The sequence below is a fragment of the Leptospira yanagawae serovar Saopaulo str. Sao Paulo = ATCC 700523 genome (assembly GCF_000332475.2).
Taxonomy (GTDB): domain Bacteria; phylum Spirochaetota; class Leptospiria; order Leptospirales; family Leptospiraceae; genus Leptospira_A; species Leptospira_A yanagawae.
This window is the reverse complement of sequence record NZ_AOGX02000008.1, coordinates 88,774-111,813: the sequence shown is the minus strand read 5'-3', so window position 1 is coordinate 111,813 and position 23,040 is coordinate 88,774. Positions and strand designations below refer to the sequence as shown.

26 protein-coding genes are annotated in these 23,040 nt (G+C 39.0%); 14 read left to right on the top strand and 12 right to left on the bottom strand.

Translation table 11 applies throughout. The annotated features are described in order from the left end of the window. Window positions 1-11: 11 nt before the first annotated feature. The gene (locus LEP1GSC202_RS01005; RefSeq protein WP_015675856.1) at window positions 12-629 is read left to right on the top strand and encodes a lipocalin family protein; all 618 of its coding nucleotides are present in this window, start codon (window positions 12-14) and stop codon (window positions 627-629) included. Between the two features lie 11 nt (window positions 630-640). On the opposite strand, the gene LEP1GSC202_RS01000 is transcribed toward LEP1GSC202_RS01005, so the two are convergent. After that, window positions 641-1,102, bottom strand: a complete 462-nt coding sequence (locus LEP1GSC202_RS01000) for a VOC family protein (protein ID WP_015675927.1) — start codon at window positions 1,100-1,102, stop codon at window positions 641-643. 62 nt (window positions 1,103-1,164) lie between these two features. Then, a complete protein-coding gene (locus LEP1GSC202_RS00995; protein WP_167321689.1) occupies window positions 1,165-1,584 on the bottom strand; it encodes a hypothetical protein in 420 nt (139 codons plus the stop codon). Between the two features lie 217 nt (window positions 1,585-1,801). Between LEP1GSC202_RS00995 and LEP1GSC202_RS00990 the strand changes: the two genes are divergently transcribed. The 4 genes from LEP1GSC202_RS00990 to LEP1GSC202_RS00975 all read left to right on the top strand — a co-directional run bounded on the left by LEP1GSC202_RS00990 (window position 1,802) and on the right by LEP1GSC202_RS00975 (window position 3,230). Beyond that, window positions 1,802-2,056 (top strand): hypothetical protein, encoded by a 255-nt coding sequence (locus LEP1GSC202_RS00990; RefSeq protein WP_039927797.1) that lies wholly within the window; start codon window positions 1,802-1,804, stop codon window positions 2,054-2,056. Between the two features lie 119 nt (window positions 2,057-2,175). Next, a complete protein-coding gene (lsa14, locus tag LEP1GSC202_RS00985; RefSeq protein ID WP_015675899.1) occupies window positions 2,176-2,565 on the top strand; it encodes an adhesin Lsa14 in 390 nt (129 codons plus the stop codon). Between the two features lie 12 nt (window positions 2,566-2,577). Continuing rightward, window positions 2,578-2,895: a TRL-like family protein gene (locus LEP1GSC202_RS00980; RefSeq protein WP_015675723.1), complete on the top strand. Its 318-nt coding sequence runs from the start codon at window positions 2,578-2,580 to the stop codon at window positions 2,893-2,895. Further along, window positions 2,895-3,230, top strand: a complete 336-nt coding sequence (locus LEP1GSC202_RS00975) for a TRL domain-containing protein (RefSeq protein WP_039927795.1) — start codon at window positions 2,895-2,897, stop codon at window positions 3,228-3,230. Before LEP1GSC202_RS00980 ends, LEP1GSC202_RS00975 begins: the two co-directional genes overlap by 1 nt. A gap of 246 nt (window positions 3,231-3,476) precedes the next feature. Here the strand turns inward: LEP1GSC202_RS00975 and LEP1GSC202_RS00970 are convergent, their stop codons facing one another. Both LEP1GSC202_RS00970 and LEP1GSC202_RS00965 read right to left on the bottom strand, forming a co-directional pair. Beyond that, window positions 3,477-3,965, bottom strand: coding sequence for a YbjN domain-containing protein (locus LEP1GSC202_RS00970; protein ID WP_015675991.1), 489 nt, complete (start codon window positions 3,963-3,965; stop codon window positions 3,477-3,479). Between the two features lie 359 nt (window positions 3,966-4,324). Beyond that, complete coding sequence (locus LEP1GSC202_RS00965) at window positions 4,325-6,370, bottom strand: methyl-accepting chemotaxis protein (RefSeq protein WP_015676001.1); 2,046 nt, start codon at window positions 6,368-6,370, stop codon at window positions 4,325-4,327. A 110-nt stretch (window positions 6,371-6,480) separates the two neighbouring features. On the opposite strand from LEP1GSC202_RS00965, the gene LEP1GSC202_RS00960 reads away from it, so the two are divergent. Further along, window positions 6,481-8,061 (top strand): hypothetical protein, encoded by a 1,581-nt coding sequence (locus tag LEP1GSC202_RS00960; protein WP_015675957.1) that lies wholly within the window; start codon window positions 6,481-6,483, stop codon window positions 8,059-8,061. Here LEP1GSC202_RS00960 and LEP1GSC202_RS00955 read toward each other — a convergent pair. Genes LEP1GSC202_RS00955 through LEP1GSC202_RS00945 form a run of 3 tightly spaced genes read right to left on the bottom strand, consistent with a single transcriptional unit; the run spans window position 8,032 to window position 12,593 of the window. Then, window positions 8,032-10,413, bottom strand: a complete 2,382-nt coding sequence (locus LEP1GSC202_RS00955; RefSeq protein WP_015675958.1) for a hybrid sensor histidine kinase/response regulator — start codon at window positions 10,411-10,413, stop codon at window positions 8,032-8,034. The genes LEP1GSC202_RS00960 and LEP1GSC202_RS00955 overlap by 30 nt on opposite strands. A 13-nt stretch (window positions 10,414-10,426) precedes the next feature. Then, a complete protein-coding gene (locus LEP1GSC202_RS00950; protein WP_015675719.1) occupies window positions 10,427-10,972 on the bottom strand; it encodes a Tll0287-like domain-containing protein in 546 nt (181 codons plus the stop codon). A 7-nt stretch (window positions 10,973-10,979) separates the two neighbouring features. Beyond that, a complete protein-coding gene (locus LEP1GSC202_RS00945; protein ID WP_015675784.1) occupies window positions 10,980-12,593 on the bottom strand; it encodes a sensor histidine kinase in 1,614 nt (537 codons plus the stop codon). A 108-nt stretch (window positions 12,594-12,701) separates the two neighbouring features. On the opposite strand from LEP1GSC202_RS00945, the gene argC reads away from it, so the two are divergent. Further along, complete coding sequence (argC, locus tag LEP1GSC202_RS00940) at window positions 12,702-13,718, top strand: N-acetyl-gamma-glutamyl-phosphate reductase (RefSeq protein ID WP_015676028.1); 1,017 nt, start codon at window positions 12,702-12,704, stop codon at window positions 13,716-13,718. Beyond that, window positions 13,711-14,310: a hypothetical protein gene (locus tag LEP1GSC202_RS00935; protein WP_015675789.1), complete on the top strand. Its 600-nt coding sequence runs from the start codon at window positions 13,711-13,713 to the stop codon at window positions 14,308-14,310. Before argC ends, LEP1GSC202_RS00935 begins: the two co-directional genes overlap by 8 nt. 21 nt (window positions 14,311-14,331) lie before the next feature. On the opposite strand, the gene LEP1GSC202_RS00930 is transcribed toward LEP1GSC202_RS00935, so the two are convergent. Both LEP1GSC202_RS00930 and LEP1GSC202_RS00925 read right to left on the bottom strand, forming a co-directional pair. Further along, a complete protein-coding gene (locus tag LEP1GSC202_RS00930) occupies window positions 14,332-14,940 on the bottom strand; it encodes a glutathione S-transferase family protein (RefSeq protein WP_015675744.1) in 609 nt (202 codons plus the stop codon). A 74-nt stretch (window positions 14,941-15,014) separates the two neighbouring features. Further along, window positions 15,015-16,184 (bottom strand): deoxyguanosinetriphosphate triphosphohydrolase, encoded by a 1,170-nt coding sequence (locus LEP1GSC202_RS00925; protein WP_015675795.1) that lies wholly within the window; start codon window positions 16,182-16,184, stop codon window positions 15,015-15,017. Window positions 16,185-16,233: 49 nt separating this feature from the next. On the opposite strand from LEP1GSC202_RS00925, the gene LEP1GSC202_RS00920 reads away from it, so the two are divergent. The 6 genes from LEP1GSC202_RS00920 (at window position 16,234) to LEP1GSC202_RS00895 (ending at window position 21,452) form a co-directional block, all read left to right on the top strand. Further along, the gene (locus LEP1GSC202_RS00920; protein ID WP_015675780.1) at window positions 16,234-16,854 is read left to right on the top strand and encodes a DedA family protein; all 621 of its coding nucleotides are present in this window, start codon (window positions 16,234-16,236) and stop codon (window positions 16,852-16,854) included. After that, window positions 16,851-17,336, top strand: coding sequence for an LIC11661 family lipoprotein (locus LEP1GSC202_RS00915; RefSeq protein ID WP_015675877.1), 486 nt, complete (start codon window positions 16,851-16,853; stop codon window positions 17,334-17,336). The genes LEP1GSC202_RS00920 and LEP1GSC202_RS00915 overlap by 4 nt, the downstream gene beginning before the upstream one ends. A 167-nt stretch (window positions 17,337-17,503) precedes the next feature. Further along, on the top strand, window positions 17,504-18,406 hold the full coding sequence (locus LEP1GSC202_RS00910; protein WP_015676007.1) for a TRAP transporter TatT component family protein: 903 nt from the start codon (window positions 17,504-17,506) through the stop codon (window positions 18,404-18,406). A 20-nt stretch (window positions 18,407-18,426) separates the two neighbouring features. Beyond that, window positions 18,427-19,434, top strand: coding sequence for a TRAP transporter substrate-binding protein DctP (gene dctP / locus LEP1GSC202_RS00905; RefSeq protein WP_015675791.1), 1,008 nt, complete (start codon window positions 18,427-18,429; stop codon window positions 19,432-19,434). Between the two features lie 21 nt (window positions 19,435-19,455). Continuing rightward, entirely contained in the window at window positions 19,456-20,151 is a 696-nt protein-coding gene (locus tag LEP1GSC202_RS00900) for a TRAP transporter small permease (RefSeq protein WP_015675948.1), read from the top strand. After that, window positions 20,151-21,452: a TRAP transporter large permease gene (locus tag LEP1GSC202_RS00895; RefSeq protein WP_015675979.1), complete on the top strand. Its 1,302-nt coding sequence runs from the start codon at window positions 20,151-20,153 to the stop codon at window positions 21,450-21,452. Before LEP1GSC202_RS00900 ends, LEP1GSC202_RS00895 begins: the two co-directional genes overlap by 1 nt. A 120-nt stretch (window positions 21,453-21,572) precedes the next feature. Here the strand turns inward: LEP1GSC202_RS00895 and LEP1GSC202_RS00890 are convergent, their stop codons facing one another. From LEP1GSC202_RS00890 to fliS, 3 genes are read right to left on the bottom strand one after another with little or no spacing between them, the layout of a single operon-like run. After that, complete coding sequence (locus LEP1GSC202_RS00890) at window positions 21,573-22,157, bottom strand: DnaJ domain-containing protein (RefSeq protein ID WP_015675961.1); 585 nt, start codon at window positions 22,155-22,157, stop codon at window positions 21,573-21,575. Next, entirely contained in the window at window positions 22,136-22,543 is a 408-nt protein-coding gene (locus LEP1GSC202_RS00885; protein WP_015675876.1) for a flagellar protein FlgN, read from the bottom strand. The genes LEP1GSC202_RS00890 and LEP1GSC202_RS00885 overlap by 22 nt, the downstream gene beginning before the upstream one ends. Before the next feature lie 28 nt (window positions 22,544-22,571). Next, window positions 22,572-23,018 (bottom strand): flagellar export chaperone FliS, encoded by a 447-nt coding sequence (gene fliS, locus LEP1GSC202_RS00880; RefSeq protein ID WP_015675765.1) that lies wholly within the window; start codon window positions 23,016-23,018, stop codon window positions 22,572-22,574. Window positions 23,019-23,040 lie beyond the last annotated feature (22 nt).

Genomic DNA, 23,040 nt, shown 5'->3' with positions numbered 1-23,040 from the left:
AAGAAATGGGGATGATTGATCTGTCCAACGTATCAAAGCTGTTTACAAGTTATTTGTTAATTGGATTTATTTTGTTTAACAAATGTTCCACAAAGAGTATTTCCATTGCAACAAAGAAAGAAACCGATGAATCCCCTATTGTTGATTTACTTAAAATAGGTGCTGTTTCCTACCTTTCCACTTCTCCTTTTGATTCTTATGCTGAAACCAATGTAGATTGGAATTCATTTTTAGGAACCTGGAATGAAATCAAACGAATCGACAATTCCTTCCAATCTGGTCTTACGGAAGTATCGGCCACATACTCCTTACAAGGAGACGGAACCATCCGAGTGACAAACGAAGGCCTGAGTGCTTCAGGGGAAACTCGTTTGGATGGGGTGGCTCTCATTCCCAATCCGCCAGTGGGAAAACTAAAGGTAAGTTTTTTCTTTCCGTTTTTCTTTGGAGACTATTTGATTTTACGAATCGATCGAACGGGATACCGAACTGCCCTCATTGGAGGACCTGATCCCAATTTTTTATGGGTGTTTTCAAGAGAAAAAACCATCCCACAGCAAGTGGAAACAGAATACATAGAATATGCAAAAACGATTGGTTATGACACCAATCGTTTGTTATCCTATTGAGTTGAATTGATTTAGCTTAATGCTTTGATGACGTCTTCTGGCGCTTGGACAAGTTCGACAAGGACACCTTCGCTACAAAGGGGGAATTCCTCATTCCCTTTAGGATGGATGAAACAGACGTTATACCCGGCAGCACCTTTGCGGATCCCACCCGGTGTGAAACGAACCCCTTGTTTCGTCAGGTATTCCACACATTCTTCCAATTTATCAATCCAGAGGCCAATGTGATTGAGTTTCGGATCATGAACTTTTGGACTTTTATTTGGATCGATGGGTTGCATCAAATCAATTTCGACTTTATAAGGCCCATTGCCCATAGAAAGGATGTCTTCATCGACATTTTCTTTTTCACTTTTGTAATCGGAAACCTTGGTAAGGCCCATCACTTCAACCCAAAACTTAGATAATTTTTCCTTCGACTCGCCTCCGATGGCAACTTGTTGGATCCCTAATACTTTAAATGGACGTGACATGTTTTAAACTCCCCTCTCTTCTTTCTGCATCAATCGAGTATGACTTCTCCTTCAATGTCCTGTCACAGTTCCTCTTCGAATACTATTTTTTTCACCACACCAAAGTATTTTATATTTTTAGCAGATGCATATTCATTCAGATAGAGAGTCGAATCCTGTGGTTTGAACATCGAGTCGTGCCTCATTGCTTTCTTTAGGATACCATTCGAACCTTCCACTGCATTGGAGTTCACTCCATCCTTACTCCACCTATCTCTTGAGAACACATGGATTATCTTTAAATGCTTTCTGGCATAACCAGTTGTTGTCAAAGGATGAAATTCATAGAAGGATAGATGGCCTTTGATGGTAATGTTACTAGCCAAGCTTCCAACTTGAGTTCCATCAGACTTCAAACTTCTATAAATTGATGAAGTAATTCCGCCATGCCTGTATCCCAATCTGTATTTATTGGCGGAAACAGAAACTCTGAAGATTGCCAAACGATCCACGAGAACTTAAATCAAAATTTGAGAAGCAGACCAGTAAAGAAAATGGTCGCGTTAAGGTTAGGAAATTTGGTATTACCATGGGATACCCAATTCAAATGGCTCACTCGTAGAGTTATTTAGCGAAATAATTGATTTGAATTCGTCTATACAAGCATTTGTTGAATGTTGATCCTGAATTCGGAAGTTTTCATGTGATTTGTGATTGCCTATGATTTCCATCCATGCGTTTTCTTTTTGGCAATCCAATCAGAATCCTCTGAAGGCAACCACTGAAACGTCCACCAAACAAAAGTCTGCAATCGCTTCCGTTAGTGAGAAAACCAAACGTCACAATACGAACGAAATTCATTATTTTTTCATACCAAATTTTTTTTTAAAAAATACGGATCATTGCAATAAATCAAATCCCAATTGGAATTGGTTAGGTTGGATCCAAAACCTCAACCAATGCATCACCTCGTAACACGTGAAATTCGCTACACCGATTCTAACAACAGTTCGTTTTATTTGAATTCATGCAAACAGTGTTGACAGAGATCGTAAAAAGAAAGAGAACTGTCCAAAATTAAAGAGGAGGATCATGTGAAAAAGAGCATTCTTTTTGCAATCTCACTAACGATCATACTATTCACTCAAAATTGTACAGGTGGTTCATTACTCACTTTGTACGCACCTAGCACAAACACGAACCCAGCGACTGACTATGCAACCCCTGCTGCATATTATAGAGGTGGAGCATTATTCCATAAGGCTACGTATCCTGGCGCTATCGGGAGCAATGCAGAAGCCGTAAACCAAGGAAAAGGTTGTAACCACGCGATCTTGGCACTCTTTTCATTTGGAGATTCTTCGATTGAAACTGCAAAAAAATCAGCGAACATCACAAAAGTTGCGTTTGTTGAGTATGAACAATTGGGCATTTTTGCTGGTTTCTTATACCACAGAGTTTGTACAATCGTCAAAGGATCATAATTGGAGCTCCCTATGAAAATGAAAATCGTATTTATTTCTCTTTTATCAGTATTTCTGTTTGCCAATTGTGCAATTGGACCAACGCATGGATTTCTTTACAATTCCACAAAATTTGCTGGGACCATCAATCCAGAAAATAACGTGAAAGCAGTGAAAGAAGCAAAAGGATGCCAATTAACCATTCTTTATTTAGTGAGTGTGGGTGATGCTGGAGCAGGTCTCATTGCAAACAAAAATGGAATCAGCAAAATCGCAACGATTGACCATTCTTCCTTTTCCCTTTTGACCGGTTTATTCCGTAACTATTGTACAATTGTCTCTGGAGAATAATGATGAAATATATTTTACTTTCAATTTTTAGTTTGGTGTTTTTTACAAACTGTTTAACAACACCAATGCCTGGTGCTTTAGTTACTGTTACGAGCCAACACCTAAATGCTGGTTCCAATGGAAATGCAATCACCTCTGCGAAAGTTGAAAAATCAGGTAGATCCTGCAGTTTTTCATTTTTTATCGCGAATTATTTCTATTACGGAGTTGGCCAATCGATTGAAGACGCAGCAAAAAGTGGAAACATAAAGAAAATTGCTGTGGTTGATCGATCGTCTGTTTCAATTTTGGGATCAATTTTTTACCAAGAATGTGTTGTCGTTTGGGGTGAATGATCTGTTTCGGAATTAAGAAACATATTTACTCTTTTTTCAAAGTAACAAAACGGAAGGATACTTCCGTTTTGTTTCATCATCCGAAACAACAATTCTACAAAATCAATATCCTTTGATTCCAACGACTCAAAACCAATCCCAGCATATCGGATGCTTCCGAGGAAAAACCTTCCTTTGCATCCAATTGAAATTTAGAGAAGCAGAGAATTGAAAAAAGGAAAATGGTATGATGGAATGCCATCAGACTCATTCAGCAAGTATGAGTAACGTACTAAACTGAGAATTCAAAATCTGAAACTTTTGCAAAAATTCTTTGATCCCTTCTTCTGTCACCCCACCTGAATAATCAAAATCACTTTCTAAAATCAACCTGCCTTCTGCATCCGTATAACTTCGCGAATACCGCATCTTCTGGTTCCATCGGTTGGCGAGTTCCATTTTATTTTTTTTATCTGTTGTGAATGAAGAATAAAATTGGATGGATGTATCATTCCCAGACATAAGACCCACTTTAAAATCTTGGTAGGAGAGGATTAAAAGTTTGTCTTCATCACTTAAAATTTTGTAGCCTATATCCAATAACAACCGTTTCAAAAGTACCTTATCAACTTTGTATTGCAAGGTAGATGACTTTAAAGAAACTTCCCCTTCCTTTGATTTGATTGGATCCGCATAGGTCCCAAATGTCAAAATAAGGAAAAAAAATGATAAAAACAACTTACAAATTGAATGCACCAAAAAAATACCTCTCTGCCTACTCTTTCTAATTCAATACGATATTAAACTATTTTCGAAACAATAAAAAATAATCAATCCCTCAAATTTTGAAAAACTGATATCCAATTGATTAAGGAACGATAAAACATTTATTTCCCATTCGATTTTTAAATGAGAAAATAAGAACGAATAAAAAGGATGGAACAAACCTGAAATGCATATTCCAACCCATATCTTTGCGAATCATTTAAGATTTTGCGAAAAAAACTTCAATCTAAATTTATGAAATCATAACAGAAGTTCTTTATCAACATCAATGTCCACAAACTAATTCGGATACTGTTTGAAATGGAACCAACAAAGGTTCCGTAACCAATTTAGGCATCAATTTTAAATTGATACGCGATCTCTTTCATATCAATCGCCGTTTGGTTGAGTTCGGCGGAACTATCAGCTGTTTGCATCGAAACTTCACTCATTTGGTTGGTCCCGGAACTGATCTCACCCAGTGCCAATGCATTTTGGTTCATCGCCTCGGATACGGAAATGATGGCATGGTGGACTTCACTAATACTTGAACTAATTTCCTTTGCCAATGAAAAGGTACGTTTCGCTAATGAATTGATTTCTTCGGATTGGATACGGTATTCCTTTCCGGAAGCAACCACACCTTCGTAATCCGGAATCACTTTTCCTGTGATCATTCCAAGGAGTTCTTTTACAGAATCAACCATTTCCAACATGGCTTTCTCTAACTTGTGGTTGAGTTCCACAATTTTTTTTACAGTGTCCTGGGACTTACCAGCCAAGTTGGAAACTTCTGTTGCAACCACAGCAAATCCCCTTCCATGTTCACCGGCTCTCGCCGCTTCAATGGCAGCATTTAAAGAAAGTAAGTTGGTTTGGTCTCCAATTTCTGCAATCATACTCGCCAATTCACGAATTTCTTTGATCGCTTCTGCATCTTTTACAGCGTTTTGTATTTTGGAATTGATCGCTTCAAATAGTGACTTCGCATCTAGCAGTGATTTACCAACAAACAATTCCAATTCACTTGCTTTCCCTTCAATCTTTTCTGCACCTTTGGAAACAAGTTCCATTTCACTTCCCAATAAATTTAAAGTTTCTATCATTGAATTGGATTGAGAGGAAATTTCCTCAGCGGATGCTGATACATTCTCTGCACTCGCAGACAATTCTTGTACAGAGGAAGCAATTTCTTCGATGGTCGCAGATGAATCTGATGCAAGAGATGAAAGATGGGAACTTTTCCCAGTGATGGATTCAGAAAGTTTTTGGATTTTTTGTACGATGACCATTAAGTTTTGGCGCATCTTTTCTAAACTTTTTGCCATACCACCAATCTCATCTTTACGATCTAATTGAATTTTAGGTACTTCAAATGATAATTCATTATGTGAGATCCGATTCATAAGCATAGAAGCCTCTCTTATCGCATGAGTAACCTTTGTTAATACATATCCCATCCCAATGGAAACGATCACAACTGAAAATAGAATGCTTAATAAAGTTAACAAAGCGATAAAATCCAATGATTTTGTCATACTCGAAACTGGAACTCGGTAAATCACCCTCCATGGAACAGAATGAAGTTTAAAACTTCCATAAAGGCAACGTTTTCCTTCGAAATCATTTCCTGAAAAAATAATCACTTCTTCCTTAATATTTTTAAGTTTTGATACAACCTCTTCAGGGAAAGTTTTACTGATACTTTGATCGATCAAACTACTATCCAAAGCAAGTTGGATGAATCCTTGGTTATCCACAAGCCAACTTTCCCCTCCAAACTGATCGATTTGTGTGAACTGTTTAGAAGCTACGGAAACATCAATTCCAATGGAACTGACAAGGACTGGAATCCCATTTTCCATAGTGACTGCATTCACAAAAATCGCGTAGGATTTGTATTCGGCTGTATAATCCATATTGGTCACTAATTCTTTTTTTGATTCCATTAGCTCGTAAAACCAATTATCGTCGGGATCTTTGTCGTTTAGAGTGTCAATTTTTTTCGCAGATTCATTCCAATAGTTTTTGGTTAACGGATTGATGATCCCTAAATAAGTAATATAACCTAACTTTGATTTGTATGATGTTAGATTTTTAAAAACAGTATCCCCCTCGGCTCCTTTCGGTTCTCCCGCTTTTGCCCATCGGACTGTATTGTGGTCGGTGGCAATGAGCACAGCCGTTTCCTTTGCTCGTTCCAAGATAGAATCGATGGTCGCTGATTTAGATTCTAGGATTTTCACCATATCAAAACTCTCTAATTTTGAAATGATCGTACTTCTCCCAACATAAAAACTGAATAAACCAGTGAGGCCACAAGCAAGGGTGACAGAAAGGATCGTGAGTCCGATGAGTTTGGTTCGGAGTGAGTTGGGTTCCCATTTAAATTTCATAAATTTCGAATCCTTTCCTAAGCTGTTTGAAAATGTTTTCTTGCAAAATGTTCACGCAAAGTATAGAGTGTTCTAACATTTTTACTAGATAACAGACAAGGAAATTTTTCATGAAACCACTATTTCCGATGCTTTTCCTTCTTCTGTTGATTAGCATATCCCAATCCCTTCATGCACAATCGGAAAAAGACGAGAAATCACTTTCCAAAGACGGCACAACACTCTACCCTCCGCAAGGGATTGCCAAAGATGCAAATGCTGACTCAAAATCCAACCAAACATCCGAGTTACAATTCAAAGTAACCGGCATGCTCAAAACTGATTTTGCTTATGCCAATCGATCGGTTTTGTCATTTGGGTTTGATAATTTAGTGGGACCAACAGTTGCAAAACGTGAAGTGCAAGCAAGAGATGCAGAACCTCGCTCTGGGATATACCCAACAAGCTCGTTACTTGGAGCAGAGATTGGGTATGGGAATAAAGCCAAAGCTATTTTTGAAGCTGACTTTGTGGATGTAACCAAAAGTTCAGTAGGAGCGGAAACAAAACCAAGGGTCAGGCAAATGTATTTCCAATACAACCCGAGTGCAAAGTTGCAGATTTTTTTAGGGAGAACTTGGGATCTTTTTGCAGGAGTATACCCCCAATCGTACAACGCCAGTGCCTTTATGTCCGCTTCAGGGAATATCGGCTGGCAAAGGGAACAAATTGGCATCTGGTATAAATTAGGTGAACTGAAATTAGGCTCTGCAATCGGAACAACAGGATTTCATAATGATCCCAATGTAAAAACAAATATCGAACGTAACTCTATGCCCACCGTTGCCTTTCGTATTGATTGGATCCCAAATTCCAATTTTCTTTTTACTACTTCTGCCATTGGAACAAAACTGAAAGTGAGTGATCCAAAAACGGATTCGACAAGAGATGGACAAACCTTATATCCAGACCAGTCACCAAACACTAACCAAACGGTAATATCTGCACTCAACCAAAAAGAAAACCAAGAAAGGGCCACTTTAAATTCGGGAGGGGTTTCGATTGGATTTGTTTGGAAACTTGGAAAATTCGAATCAAGGAGTGAAGTATCCTACGGAACAAACCTAACATCAATTACTTCTTCAGGAATCGCCCCTTTTCAAACCACAACCTATGGCGAAGAATTCGCAAATAGCCAATTCGGGTATTTAACGGGTAGTTATGCTACGGATGCAAAGGTGAATACCAAACGGAAATTTGAATCTCCCAAGGAAGTCACAGGGTTTTTAAGTTTGAATTATGATTTTTCCAAAGAATTTGGAATCGGTCTCCATGCCGGTGCATCCAAAATCACAAACCCAGAGGTGTTAGTAGGTGCTGACCCAAATTTACTCACCATCAGTCGTCCCGATAGCTTCCAATGGACCTCAAATCCGAAGGTAATGGGTTCGATACGCGAGAATTTAAATTATGGCTTTCGAATGAATTATGATCCAGAAGAAAGAGTACGATTTTTCCTGCAAACAGATGTGTTTCGCACATATTACAAAGATGTGGACCGTTATACAGGGTTATCTGCTCACATCAATCATTATGATCCAATTTTGCAAACAGGTGATCTGAGAGATCCGGGAAATCCTAACACTCGTTCGAGTGCCGTATCGGAATCATTAATGGTGCGTTTAGGAGGGTTGTTTCGGTTTGACTCTTGAGTCCTGATCCAATAACCATTTGAATAGGATTTGTTTCAGGTTTTCTTTTTGGACCGGTTTACTCAAATAATCGTTCATTCCCACCGCAAAACATTTTTCTTTTTCTCCAGCAATGATACCAGCAGTCACAGCGATGATCGGCACTTTGTTTCCTTCAGGTAAAGAACGAATGGCAACCGTGGCATCATATCCATTTTTCACTGGCATTTGAATGTCCATCAGGATAATATTGGGATTCTCTTTTTGGAAAACCGAAATGGCCTCTTCCCCATTTTCTGCTTCCAAAATAATGACATCCGATACGATCCTTTTGATAAAATTTTTCATAAGACCCATATTCACAAGATTGTCTTCTACAACTAACACTTTGGTTCCTTTGGGATTGGAATTCCTTTCCATCGAAACGGAATCCTCCCTTGCAGGAGAAGAAAATTTCGACTCTAAATTTGAATCAATCTCAGGGATTCGAAACGGAATGATAAAATAAAATTCACTTCCCTCTCCAAGCGTACTACTCACTTGTAATTCAGACTTCATTAAATTCAATAATTGCCTACAAATGGCAAGCCCAAGCCCTGTTCCACCAAACTTTCGTGTTGTGGAAAAGTCTTCTTGTGTAAATGAATCAAATATCTTTTTCTGATTTTCCAAAGCAATTCCGATTCCAGTATCTTTTACAGAGATCCGAACGAATACTTCATCATTTTTTCCTGAATCCAATCTTTCTAATTTACATTCGATAAAACCAATTTCTGTAAATTTTAATGCATTCCCAATTAAGTTTAACATAACTTGCCGCAAACGATTGGCATCAAACATCAGTGTTTTGGGAATATTTCCATCCAATTCCATACGGATATCAAGTCCCTTTGCAATTGCTTGAATGTCCATAATTCGAATCGATTCTAATATTACTTTTTTTAGATCATTTGGTTCTTCCGCTAACTGCAGTTTGCCTGCCTCTGCTTTTGAAAAATCCAATATATCATTTACGATATTCAATAATGTATGTGCGGACTGTTTGACGATTTGAGCGTATTCATTAAATGCTGTATCAACTAAAGTTTCTGCCAGTAAGTCGGAATACCCAATGATTCCATTCAAAGGTGTTCGAATTTCATGGCTCATATTGGCTAAAAATTCCGATTTTGCATTGTACGATTTTTCCGCAACTTCCTTGGCATGTTTTAATTCTAATTTAGTTTCATAGGATTCCGTGATGTCCCGGGTGAACATTAAAATCCCACCGACCCCTCCCGATAATAAATTCCAGGGACGAATCTCCCATTGGATCACTTGGTCTTTTTCCCAACCAGGTGGTCGCCAAATGTCTTCATCACATTTTAAAATTTCTCCACTTAAGCCCCGTGAATGGATCTTTTTCCAATCCTCATCTATGTTCGGGAAAATTTCATAATGGCATTTTCCAATGATTTCTTCCTTGGACATAGGTATTTTATAATCTTCAATCCATCTTTGGCTGAGTGCAATGTAACGCATCTCTTGGTCAAGCATGGCAACAGCGGCTGGTGCATGTTCAACAAACGACCATAAGATGGCAGTTTGAGAGGCTAGAGCCATCTCCCATTTTTTTCGATCATTGATATCTTGGATGATTCCATATATTTTTATGATTTTTTCATTTTCATATTCGGCACGTCCGATGGTTCTCACCCATGTTTGGTTCCCTTTTGCGGTAACCATTTCCAATTCTAAATCATATTCGGTGCCCATCTCAAGTAAGGCATTCACTGCATTTGTGATTTTGGTTCGACTCTCTTCTGAATGGTAAAACTGAAGTCCTGATTCGACACTGGGATTAAAATCATCATCAACTTCATGAATGCGTTTGGTCACATTTGTCCAATTGGCTTTACCCGTACGCAAATCCAAATCCCATCCACCAATTTTCGCCAAATTTGCCATTTGGTCGAGTAACCTTGACACAGACTTAAGTTCCATCTCTGATTGTATGATGGGAATTTGGTTCTCATCATTTTTTTTTAAAGCAGCATCTAACGCAAGGATACGGTATGATTTTCCATCCACCGGTATTTCTTTTGAGTGAAAATGAAAGGGAAACCCAGCACTTTCATTCGGATCAAAACAAATCCTTCCGAAAAAAGAATCATTTGGTTTGTACTTTGGATCTAATTTATACCCGGAATGGTTTAATAAACATTCAGAAGGAAAGGATTGGTGGGGAATAATTCCCATTGACTTTGTTGCAATTTCACTTGGATATACCATTCCTACATTTGTATCCCAAATTAAAAATCCAAACAAACCATGTTCCAGGACAAATGCACATAAATCTGGTTTGTTTTTGATAAAGGAAATAGGATGGATCATGTTCATCTATAAATTATTTTTTAAATGTAACGGAAAATAGCCCTCTTAGCTCACCTACATTGTATCCAAAGGCTTTGTCATCTGGGTATAATTTTGATAGAATTTCTTTTGTCTCATTTTGAACTTCCTCTGTTTTTCCATGGCACTGAATGCATTGGCCTTGGATGGTTATGGGCACATAAACCGTCACTGTTTCATCCGACGAAACAAGATGGTTTGGAAATACTCCGTCTTTTCCTTTTGCATTTTGAATCTTAGAAAAAATTTCGGTTTCTTCCTTTGTGAGTGCATTCTTTGGATTTCTAGGTCTGTTTGTGATCCGTTTCAATTGTACGTTTGCTTGATTCCCGATGGATTCGGTGAATGATAGAGCATTTTCATTGCAAAAGGGAATCGCTTTTTTTATCCCTCCTTCTTTCATCGCCTCCATCAAATTCTGTGAAAGGTTTGTTTTTGCCTGAGTGGTCAAACGAAGAGCCAAAAACTCATAATCTTTTTTCTCATTTTGGCAATGGAAGGTGAAGACCAAACAGAATACCAAACACCATACTTTCATCATTTACCCCTCATTCATCCAATCCATGATCCATCCGTTTTGTTTCAGGCAAACAGACACAAAATATGGTTTTCCCTGGTTCCGAATGAAAATGAATTGTTCCAGCTTGGTCATTGATGATGTTTTTACAAATGAAAAGCCCAAGGCCAATCCCTTCCCCTTTTTCTTTGGTCGTAAAAAACGGTTGGAAAATCGAACTCTGTAAATGGGAGGGAATTCCAATTCCGTTATCCATAAAATTCACTTCAATTTGGTTTTCGTCATTGCGGAATACTTTCACATGGATTTCCCCTGATTTGTGGGGTGTTGCTTGGATTGCATTATAAATCAAATGTGACCAAACCAATTTGATTGCAGGTTCATTCACATATGCCTCTAAACGATCATCAATTTCTGTACTCAAATTCCGATTCATTGCAAGATACTGACTGTACAGGATTAATATATCTCGCAAACCATCTCCAATACGAACGACTTCTTTTTCCGTATTCTGAAATGGTTTTGAAAATTGTTGGAAAGTAGAAATGACTTTTTCTGTTCGGTGGATCGAATTGGAAATCAACAAATTTGCATTTTCCATGGTTTTGTATTTTAACCATGCAAAAACAAACTCCCAATCTCGACCTTCCTCTGCACCCATTCCTTCAAAACTTTTATAATCGATTCCTAAATCAATGCAACGATCCGCCAAGTAAAATGCATCATTCCTAGGAAGGAAAGAGAAGAGTTGTAAGATCACATCCAACTCCTCTCTCTTTTGTTTTTTCGTTCGATGTTTCCAAATAATCCGTTCTTCTTTTTCTTTCCAGAGAGGTTCTCGATTGGTCAGGTAACGTCTCTCTTCTTCCAATAAAAAATTTACCATGGATAATATACCGGCCAATGGATTTTTGATTTCATGGGCAACATTGGAAGCAAGCGAACCAAGTGTTACCAAACGATCAGTCTGGATCAGACTCGATTCCCTTTCGTTCAATTCATTGGCCAATTTTTGATTATTGTTTTCTAATATATCGAGTAAAAACGAAACCAATTTTACAATACAAATGGTTTTCGCGATCAACAAAATTACTTTTAAAATCTCTAAAACAAAAACCACCCGATTTGGTCCTTGAGGGGACAATTGGTATCCATAATCAATTTCTACACCTAACTGGTGTGCAAAAAAAATCCCACTTAAATACCCACAGCTCACGATGATCCCCATGACAATGGAAAATGTTCTATGTAAAAAAAAGGAAATGGTAAGTTGGTATAAAAAAAATAAAGAAAAGAAGATAGAATTCTGGATGGGTAAAGCCTTCATCCCTTCGGGATGGGCAAAAATCGACAGACAAAATCCAAAAAGTAAAACAATAAAATCAATTCCCAAAAACAACATAATCCATCGGTTTCCAATTGGATTTGTTTGTTTGTTTTGTAGGAAATGTTTCCCTAAAAAAGAAGTAATAAAGAAATACAATGTAAAGCCAAACGCGATGTAAAACGGTGGTTTGCCAAAATTCAATACGGAAGCAACGACACCAATCCAACCAATCACCATACGAATTGAAATCAAAATCAAAAGTCCTTTTGATTTCATTTGGTTAGAGAACTGGAGTAATAAACTCGAGGAGGTGACCATAAAGAAGTCCGATCATTCGATTCGAAGGCCATGGAAAAGCAAGCATTTTGTTTGCAGACCCGTTTGACAACCTAGGATCATTCCAAATCCTTGACCTTGGTTCCGCTTATGAAACAAACTAAACTCGCGATCATTGGTGCTGGTGGACTTACCGGCAAAGAACTGACTCGTTTACTGGCCCACCACCCGTATTTCCAACTCGTACACATCACTTCGAATCAAGTGGATGGAAAACACATCCGTGAAGTTTTCCCAGACCAGAGCCATTTGCCAGACCTTGTCTTCCAAAAACATGACACACCGGTTCCTGCGGACACTCATATCGTACTTGCCACACCAAACGAAGTTTCTTTGGAAAAGGCACCGGAATTTCTAAACCAAAACAGAAAGGTAATCGATTTATCAGGAACGTTTCGTTTGCGAAACCAATCCAAATTCGAAGCTGCTTACAAATTCAAACACACAAAATTTGAATGGATGGACAAAGTGGTATTTGGGTTACCAGAACTTTTCCGAGAAAAAATCAAACAGGCAAACTTTGTTTCGAATCCAGGTTGTTTTGCAACTTCTGCTATTTTGCCGATTGCCATCCTTGGAAACCTACGAAACCAGATTAGTGGCCCAGTCATTGTGGATGCAAAGTCAGGTGTGAGTGGAGCTGGTGGAAGGACGGAAGAGATCCAATTTGCATACACTCATGTCTATGAAAACTTTAGAGCATACAAGATATTAAGCCACCAACACGAACCAGAAATGGAAGAGTATGCCTTTGTCGGAAGTGACCAAAAAGAAATTCATTTTACTCCCCACCTACTCCCTGTTTACCGAGGAATTCTATCCGCCATTTACATTCCATTTGCAAAACCGGTGGAAAGTTCCGAGATCCAAGAAAAATTACAATCAGTAGCCGAAAAAGAACCTTTCCTACGTTTGTACAAAACACCAGAAGAGGTTGAATTAAAAAAAGTCCAAAATACAAACTTTTTGGATATTGGATTCAGAGTAAAAGGGAATACACTTGCCATAGTCTCCGCTTTAGACAATTTACAAAAAGGAGCAGCAGGACAGGCCCTTCAGAATTTAAATTTAATGTTTGGGTATCCGGAAACAGAAGGTCTTGTTTAAGTTTTTTCACAAACAAACACTGATTACATCCGCTTTCGAAGGAGAAATTGACCTGCTTCGAAAGGAATCAAAATTCCCACATTTGGAACCTATGGGAATTGGGAATTTAGAGCAAGCCATACAAGTATCCAACTATCTTTTCCAAAATCCAGATGTGAAACAAATTGTGTTTTTAGGATCTTGTGGGGTGTATCCTTGGTCCCCTTTCCCAATCGGAACCATCGTTTCCCCAAAAGAAGTGCATTGCAAAGAAATCAGCGATTTGTTTGGTCTTGGAAAACAACTCCCAACAAACCCACCCTTCCACTTTCTGAAATCCGATCCTTACTTTCCAAAAACCAATTGTAACGCCCCGGCGACCATCACCTTGCAAACGTTTAGTGAAGGATTTCAAAATGTTTGGGAACATTTCCAGGTGGAAAATTTGGAATTGTTTGGGCTTACAAAAGTGGCAGAACGATTCCAAATCCCGGTCACTGCGTATTTAGTGATCACCAATGTGGTAGGACCAAATGGATCAATGGAATGGCAAACCAATTGGCGAGAGGCATCAAATCAATTACAGAAATCGTTTCTCGCACACCAAGTTTAGGAATTGTTTTCCAAACTTAGATTACGGTTTTAAAACTTGTTTCACTGTTGGTTCGTCTAACACCCTTATGATCCAATCTTCCATGGGTTTTGGAATTTTTGTTTCCATCATTGCCACGTTTTCAATGAAGGGTGCGTATAAAATTTCCAATATACCAAATTGGTTTCCGAACAAATAATTTTCTTTCGCTAAAATGGTTTCGATAATATCAAAGTGCCTTCCAATGCGTTTGGAAGAATCCTTCATTCGTTTGGTTTCCCAATTTTCTTCTGGAACAAATTTTTTAGCAAAGTAAATGACACTGCCTGGAAAACAAAACTCAGATTCACATTGATTGATCATTTGGTTTAAAATTGCTTTTTTTTGGAGTTCTTCTGGAAACAATGGATTTGGAAATTGATGTTTTTCTTCCAAATAACGAATGATTGCCGATGATTCAGCCAAGAGAAATTCTCCATCTTTTAAGACAGGAACCTTTCCGTAAGGATTGATCGCTAAAAATGGTTTTTTTCGGTTTTCCAATTTGTCGAGCGCAACATGGATCGTTTCATATTCCAAATTTCGAAACTTTAAATAAATATGAACACGTTTGCTATATGTTGAATTGGGATGGGAATAAAGTTCGTACATCATAACCTCGATCTTTCAATACTCTATTTCTTTGTTTATTTTAAATTTACATTCCAAAAGTAATCTGAAAAAACTCAATACGGAAACCACAAGATCCCCTCACGTTTTAATTTTTCGATCGCATACCGATCCGTCATTCCTGCAATGTAATCACAAATGATTCTCATACGCCCATCTTCTTCTTCCCTCTTCCGATACGATTCAGGAATAGACTCGGGATGGGATTCAAAATGTTTGAAGAGTAAATAAATTGTTTCCTTTCCTCTTTCACTCATTCTCGAAACTTCCGGATGCCTGTATAAATTTTGGAATAAATATTGTTTTAATTCAGAAAACTCGTTTTGAAATTCCTCTGAAAAATGAACTAACTTAATTTTATTTTGGTAAGCATTTGCAATTGATTCTCTAGATACAATTTTGTGTTTTGATAAGCTAAGATCGATGGTATCAACCAAATCCGAAACCATTAAATTGAGTAACACCCTTCCAATGGACCTCGAAATTGAGTGGGAATTTAAATCTGATTTTTTTTCTGAGTTCGGCAAACTATCTTCAATTCGTTTCCAAATCGAGAGATGTTTCACATCATCTAACATGAGAAGTCCACTCTCCAATCCATCTTCTATGTCGTGAGCACTATAGGTGATTTCATCCGACACATCCACAACAAGTGCCTCAAGAGATGGCCCATAACTTCGTCTAATTTCGAGTAGATGGGTTGATTCGTATCCTCCCCCATGTTTCATGATCCCAAGTAACGTTTCTTCACATAAGTTCAATCCAGGAAAATCAGGATACCGACGCTCCAATTTTTGTACCACTCTCAGCGATTGTTTATTGTGCTCAAACCCTCCCTTGTCTTTCATGAGTTCCGCAAGGGCTTCTTGGCCTGCATGACCAAATGGGGAATGTCCCAGATCATGTGCAAGTGCGATGGTTTCACTTAGGTCTTCGTTGAGGCCTAACACTTTTGAAATGGTTTTGGAAATCCCAGCTACTTCCAAGGTATGGGTAAGCCGATTTCGAAAATGGTCCCCTTCCGAATACACAAACACCTGGGTTTTGTATTCCAATCGTTTGAACGCGTGAGAGTGAATGATACGGTCTTTGTCTCTTTGGAATGGTAACCGGTAAGGATGTTCCGGTTCGTTATACGCACGAGCGCCTGAATTCCGGCTACTCACTGCATAGGAAGCAAGGATTTTTTCTTCATCCGCTAGGAGTTCATTTCTCCCTTTCTTCATAAATCTCTTTCCTTTTTCGACGAAACCATAAAATCAGTATAAATCCCTCATGGACTTTCTACAAACCTTAGTTTCCCTTTTTATGCAATACGGTTATTTTGCCGTTTTCGGAATTCTGATCCTCTGTGGGTTTGGGCTTCCCGTTCCAGAAGACATTTCTCTCACAGCAGGTGGAGTCATCTCTGGGCTTGGGTATGCCAATGTTCATGTCATGTTCTTTGTTGGTATGGCAGGAGTTTTGATTGGTGATAGTTTTGTATTTTGGCTTGGGAGTTATTACGGAGAAAGGGCATTGACACTACCAGTCCTTCGCACCGTCCTCCATCCAGAACGTTTCGATAAAGTCCGAGAACAATTTAAAAAGTATGGACGTTGGGTTGTATTTGTAGGCCGTTTTATGCCGGGACTGCGGATGCCCATCTTTTTTACCGCAGGAACTTCTAAACAAATTAGTTTTCTTTTATTCCTCCTTACCGATGGATTTGCCGCCCTGATTTCCGTTCCCATCTGGGTCTATTTAGGGTATTATTTTGCCCATAACTTTGATGAACTCATGACCTGGGTTCGCAGTGGGCAAACCATCATTTTAGTGCTCGTGGCCCTTCTACTTTTACTGTTCGGATTCTTCTTTTGGAGGAAAAAACGCCGCGAAGGACAAAATCAAACATGATCAGACATACCTTTCCTTTTTACCGGTTTTCTGTTTTTTTTTGGATCGTATTGTTTTTTGGAACCTGTACCAATTATTCCACAACTTCCTCGGTGCAGGCCCCTCCCACCCTCATTTCCATCACAAATAACGGAAATGCGAACTTCACCATCAAAGTGAGGGCCCAAAATCCTGAGTTGATTTTCCAAGGATACAGGCTTTATGAGGCCCCAAGCGAAGCTCTGGCCCAGAATCCAAACGATTTGAACCAGGGTGCCCAATGCCTCCTTGCCCAAACCGCCATTGTCCAACCCATAGAATACACCTTCGAGGTGGATCCTTCTTCAAATGCCAACACGGCAGGCGTTTCCTGTCGGATTTTTGCCACATTGACCCCTGGAAACCATATTTCCTTTCGCACTTTGGGGCTTGCGGTGGATTTAGCCAATAGCACGAGTTCCTACCGAGTATCCCCACCTTCTAACACGCTTATTGTCCCATAAAATAAAACTTTCTTGCATTTAAGTCAAATGCGTGTATTTTTTTCCGGAATCATGGGATTTCTTTGTGCTTTTTTTAGAATTTCTCTAAAATTTTGCCCCAAAACTTCCTTTAGATGCTACAAATAGAAAGGGAGAAATCCCAAACATTTTTGGAGGATGATGAAAAAATGAACCAAACAAAAAATTGGTCAAAAATCGCACTCGCAACACTAGTGCTCGTTTCTGTGGTTGCTTGTGGAAAATCAAGACAAGTGAAAATCTCTGCATCGGACGTAACGCGATCGGCGACGCCTGCGAAACTTCCTGCTGAAATTGAAAAACTTTGGAAAAACAGACACAACGAACAAGACCTTCGCCAAGCACTTGTTAGTTTAGAAAAATTTGCAATCGAAAACCCTCAGTACACTGACGTAAAAGTGATGTTATGCCGTGGAAATTATCTAATGGGTGATGGACACCTCTGGTTAAAACTCACTGGTGATGCTGATGAAGATGCAAAAGTAAAAGAAGAATCCATTCAATTTTATGATGCGGCTGTAAACTGGTGTGAAGCAGCTCTCGCAATGAATCCTAAATTTAGAGACAAAGTGGTAAAAGACGGTTTAGAAATTGAGAAGTCTCTCGATGTTTTAGGACCTGAAGATATCGACGCATTGTATTGGAGATATGCATCTCTTGGAAAATGGTCTCGATTGGTTGGATTCACAACTCTATTATCAAACCGTTCTAAATTCTCTGCGATGATCAATCGCGTCAAAGAAATCGAAAAGGCAATGGGCAAAGAATATTTCTATGCAGCAACATTACGTTATGATGCAGCAAGTAATGCTCTCTCTCCAACAGGTGATAAAAAATTGGCCGACAAATACTTTGAAGAAGCCATTGCAAAACACCCTAACTATTTTGCAGTTCGAGTCCTTTATGCAGAAAGCCGCTTAAAAGGAAACGAAGACAAATTCAAAAAACAATTGGAATTTGTTCTCAAAGGAAAACCAGCTTCTTTACCTGAAATTGAAGCAGACCAAATCGTAGAACAACGAAAAGCGAAAAAACTTCTCGACGAACTATAAACCATCACTAGGAGAACTAGATGTTTTTAAAACAGCTAAAATATTTAGTTTGTGTAAGTATCACCCTCACGATCAGTGGGGGTCTTTTTGCCCAAACAACTGTTAAACTAGCTACCGTAGCTCCCGAAGGTTCACCTTGGGCAAACGAGTTAGCAAAAATCAAAAAGAAAATCGAAAGTGAGTCCCAAGGACAAATCAAATTCAAAATTTATCCTGGTGGACAAATGGGTGGAGAAAACGAAATCCTCCAACAAGTCATTCGAGGAAAACTACAAGGTGCAGGTCTTACAGCCGGGGCACTTGCAAACACTGTAAAAGAATTGAACGTTCTTGAGATTCCATATCTCTTCAATTCTTATGCACAGGCAGACTGTGTTCTCGACGAACATTTATTAGAAGATTTTAGAAAACTTTTTGAATCAAAAGGTCTCATTTTTGTAACTTGGGCAGAAAACGGTTATCGATCCATTGGAACGAAGTCAGCTCCTGTTAAAAAACCTGAAGATTTGAAAGGAATTAAAATCAGAATCCAAGAGTCCCCTGTTCACATTGCCTATTGGAAACAATTAGGAGTGAGTGGAATTCCCATTGCCATTCCAGAAGTATTACCTTCTTTACAAACGGGCGTGGTAGAAGGATTTGATAACACTCCGCTCTTCACTCTAGCGGCAGAGTGGCAAACAGCGATTAAGTATTTTACTTTGACCCGCCACATCTACCAACCTGCTGCCATCCTTTACTCTAAAAAGTATTGGGACACATTAAACGACGAACAAAAGAAAACACTTATGGGCGAAGGGAATAAACTTGCTCCAGGTGCTAGACAAGCGGTTCGTTCCATCGAAAAGAACATGATTGCGACTCTGAAAAAAGCAGATGTACAAGTGTATGAACCTTCGGCATCTGACCTTGCAGGGTTCAAAGCAGCGGGAAATGCCGTTGCAACTCAAGTTGTTGGAAAAATTGGTGGTCAATCAAAACAGATTTACGATAAAATCCAAAAAGCAAAAGCAGCTTGTGGCGGTTAGAGTAAGGTAGGATACAGATAAATGAAATTCGTCGAACGAATTCTAAATACTTTGAGTTTCGGCGAGAAATGGGCAGGAGGAATTTGTTTCCTTCTGCTCACTCTTCTCATGATTGCTGACGTTTCCAAAAGAGAGGTCATCGATAAAGTTTTAAGTTGGACATTAGAAATCTCGGAAGCCTATCCAAATACTGGAGTCGCTGGCTTCATTGGGGATTGGAGTATCTACATCGCAGAATCCATTCATGGTGGAACCTCTTCTTTTTTAGAGTGGCTTGGCCTTGGTGGGATCATTTGGGCACAAAAATTGTCCCTTTATTTTATGTTATGGGGTGGTTTGTTTGGTTCTGCACTTGCGAGTGCCAAAGGTTCTCACCTACGACCAGAAATTGCTGATAAAGTTTTACCTAAAGCAGTATTACATTATGTAAAAATCATCGAACAATGGGTGATTGCGATTTTCTTTTTATTTTTGGCTTACTTATCAGTCATTTATGTTTTAGAAAGTATTAGTTTGGATGAAGTGAATCCTGTAACAGAGATCCACTTATGGAAAGTCCAATTGATTTTCCCTTATATTTTTATTTCTATGGGATTCAGACATTTGTGTTATGGAATTTTTCCAGCACTCATCCCATCTGACATCAATGAGGCGACGGAAGCCTTGGAACTTGCGGAAAAAGAACTTTCCGAATCGAATTCAGGAGGGAATCGCTAATGGGTTCTTGGGGAATTCTTCTACTCTTACTCGCGTTAATTTTACTTAGACAACCTTTGATTGTGCTTATGGGTGCCATCACTGTGTATTGTTATTACTTTTTACCAGATCCACCACTTGAGTCCTTTCATGAACTGAATAGCATTGTGGGAGATTTGTTTTTTGCAGGTGATAAGGAAATCCTACTTGCGATTCCACTTTTCATCATCGCAGGGAATTTGATGACCCATGGTAGCATTGCAAGAAGGCTGATCCGTATCGCTCAAGCGATGACAGCTCCAATCCCTGCAGGTCTAGCCATTGCTGGCGTTTTCTCTTGTGGGATCTTTGCAGCCATCTCTGGATCTTCACCGGTCACACTGATTGCGATTGGTGGACTTATGTACCCTTCTCTCACAAAAGCAGGTTACCCAACTCAATTTTCAATGGGTTTACTTGCTTCCGGAGGAACCCTTGGGATCATCATCCCTCCTAGTATCCCAATGATTGTGTATGCGATCATGGTCGGAGTATCTGTGACTGATCTTTTCATAGCAGGGATCGGGCCTGGGATTTTACTCATGTCACTTCTGATGATTTATTCTGTGTTCCGCGCAGGTAATGTTGGTCGTGGAAAATGGGACTGGGCAGAAATTCGTATTGCTTGGAAGGAAGGGGTTCTTGCCCTCCTGATGCCTGTCGTGATTTTGGGTGGGATATACTCGGGATTTTTCACAGCAACAGAATCAGCAGCGATTGCAGTTTTTTATGCCATCCTCGTTGAGGTATTCATCCACAAAGAATTAAGTTTTCCTAAAATACCAAAGATCATGGCGGAAAGTGCTGAGATGCTTGGAATCTTATTTCTCATCCTAATCCTTGCGGTGAGTTTGAATAAGTTTATGATCGAAAACGAAATCCCTCAAAACCTTGTGGCAAAGATGTCTGAGCTTATTTCCAGCCCTGTCACTTTCCTCATTGGTGTGAATATCCTATTACTCATTGTAGGGATGTTTATGGATATCATGAGTGCGATTTTAGTTCTGGCACCACTACTTGCTCCGATGGCGATCAATTATGGAATCAATCCAGTGCATTTTGGAATCATCATGATTGTCAACTTAGAGATTGGTTACCTCACACCTCCGGTTGGGGTAAACCTATTTGTGGCATCAGGGATCTTCAAACAACCGTTAGGTAAGGTAATCCAATCGGTAGCTCCCATCGTAGGACTTTTCCTCATTGGGCTTATCCTTATCAGTTGGATCCCTGAAATTTCATTAGGCCTTGTAGGCGGAGATGCAGTAACACCGAACCCATAACAAAATTTGTAAGGGAACCAAAATCCCGTCCTACCCTTCGGTCCAATCAACTGCCGAAGGGAGAATGGGATCCTTTTCATTTTTGTTTAGAAAGGAGCTGGAGTTAATCCAGCTCTTTTTTTATGTTTCCTTCCACCAAACTCGCAATCGCTCTAAGGAAGACTTGGCATCTGCTGCCCACAAACTCGTTGGATGGTCTTTCGTAATATTCAAATACACTTGCAAAACTGGTTCTAAGTCTCTTTGCAATTGGACTAGTTCCTTATTCAAAGAACTGGAAAGTTCGATGGGATGAAGGTTTCGTTTTTCATAATAACGAAGGATGGCCTCCGTTTCCTTCTCTTTTGCCATTTTGTATTCTTGGAAGATGGGATCTTTGGATGGTTTGGTTTTCCCAGACTCCGTTTGACTGGTGGTTTGTCCTTCCGTTTGTGATTTGTTTTCTGATTTGCCTTGGTGATCTGGTTGGACCTGTCCAAAACTTGGATCAAATTCAGACTCTTCTGGGTGGATGAGAAGGTATTCTTTTAAAAATTCATAATGTTTGTTCAATTCGACAAACATCACATCACTTGTGTATTCACCAGTATCGGGATGGTATTTTTTTGCTAATCTATGATAGGAATCTCTAAGTTCCGCTTCAGTAAATCCAGAAGTTAATCCTAAAAATTGAAGAGAGTCATTTAATAGTAATTTTTTGTCCATGAAAGGCCAGAGGAGAAGACCAAATGGGATTTTAACCTTCGTTTGATACTAAATTCCCAATACTCTTTTTTACTCTCATTCATCTCAAATACAAGTAATTCTTGGACTTTTTGTTGGAGGTTCCTTGCTTCATCTAACTTCGAAAATACAGTTTCCGAAAGGGCAATTTCTCCTTCCGTATGCACATCCATTCCTTGGTGGTCCAATATCTGTGCATCCAACTCTTCTAACTTCCGTACTAAACTTTCATTTTTAAATTCAATTTTCACAGCAGAATCGGCATCACGGTAAGAAAGTAATTCCTCTTCCCTCTTTAAATTTAAAATCAAAGAATCAAGCAATTGGATTTTTTTCTGAAGTAATTGTGGGAAGGATATTTGTTTCATGGTTTTAAACTTTCGAATGGGATAAACATTAACCTGTGATGGAAATTCCAGTAGTTCTTTGGCCTGCGCTTTGTGGTGGACTTTGAGGTTCTTTTTTTTCTAGTTCCTCCCAAGAGTTCTTTAATTCCCCCAGAATTTTAATGCACTCATCGATGATGGCCTTGTCTTTTCTCATATTGGCTTCGAGAAGCCTTTTTTTTAAGTAAATGTATAATGACAATAGGTTGTTTGCTACTTCTTTTCCCTCTTCCATATTGAGAGATAAAAGCAGTTCTGTTATGATGTCCTGGGTTTTGATGATGTTGTTGTTCACCACATCATATTTTCTTGGAGTCATATTGTCTTTTGCGACACCTAAGAAACGAATGGCCCCATCAAATAACATTACAATCAATTTGATTTGGCTAACGGTAGATATCTCATTGGCTTTGTATTCATTGTAAGCAGAGGCACCGGTTTTTCTCGCAAGCGACATTTTTTTCTCCTGAGTATTCCCA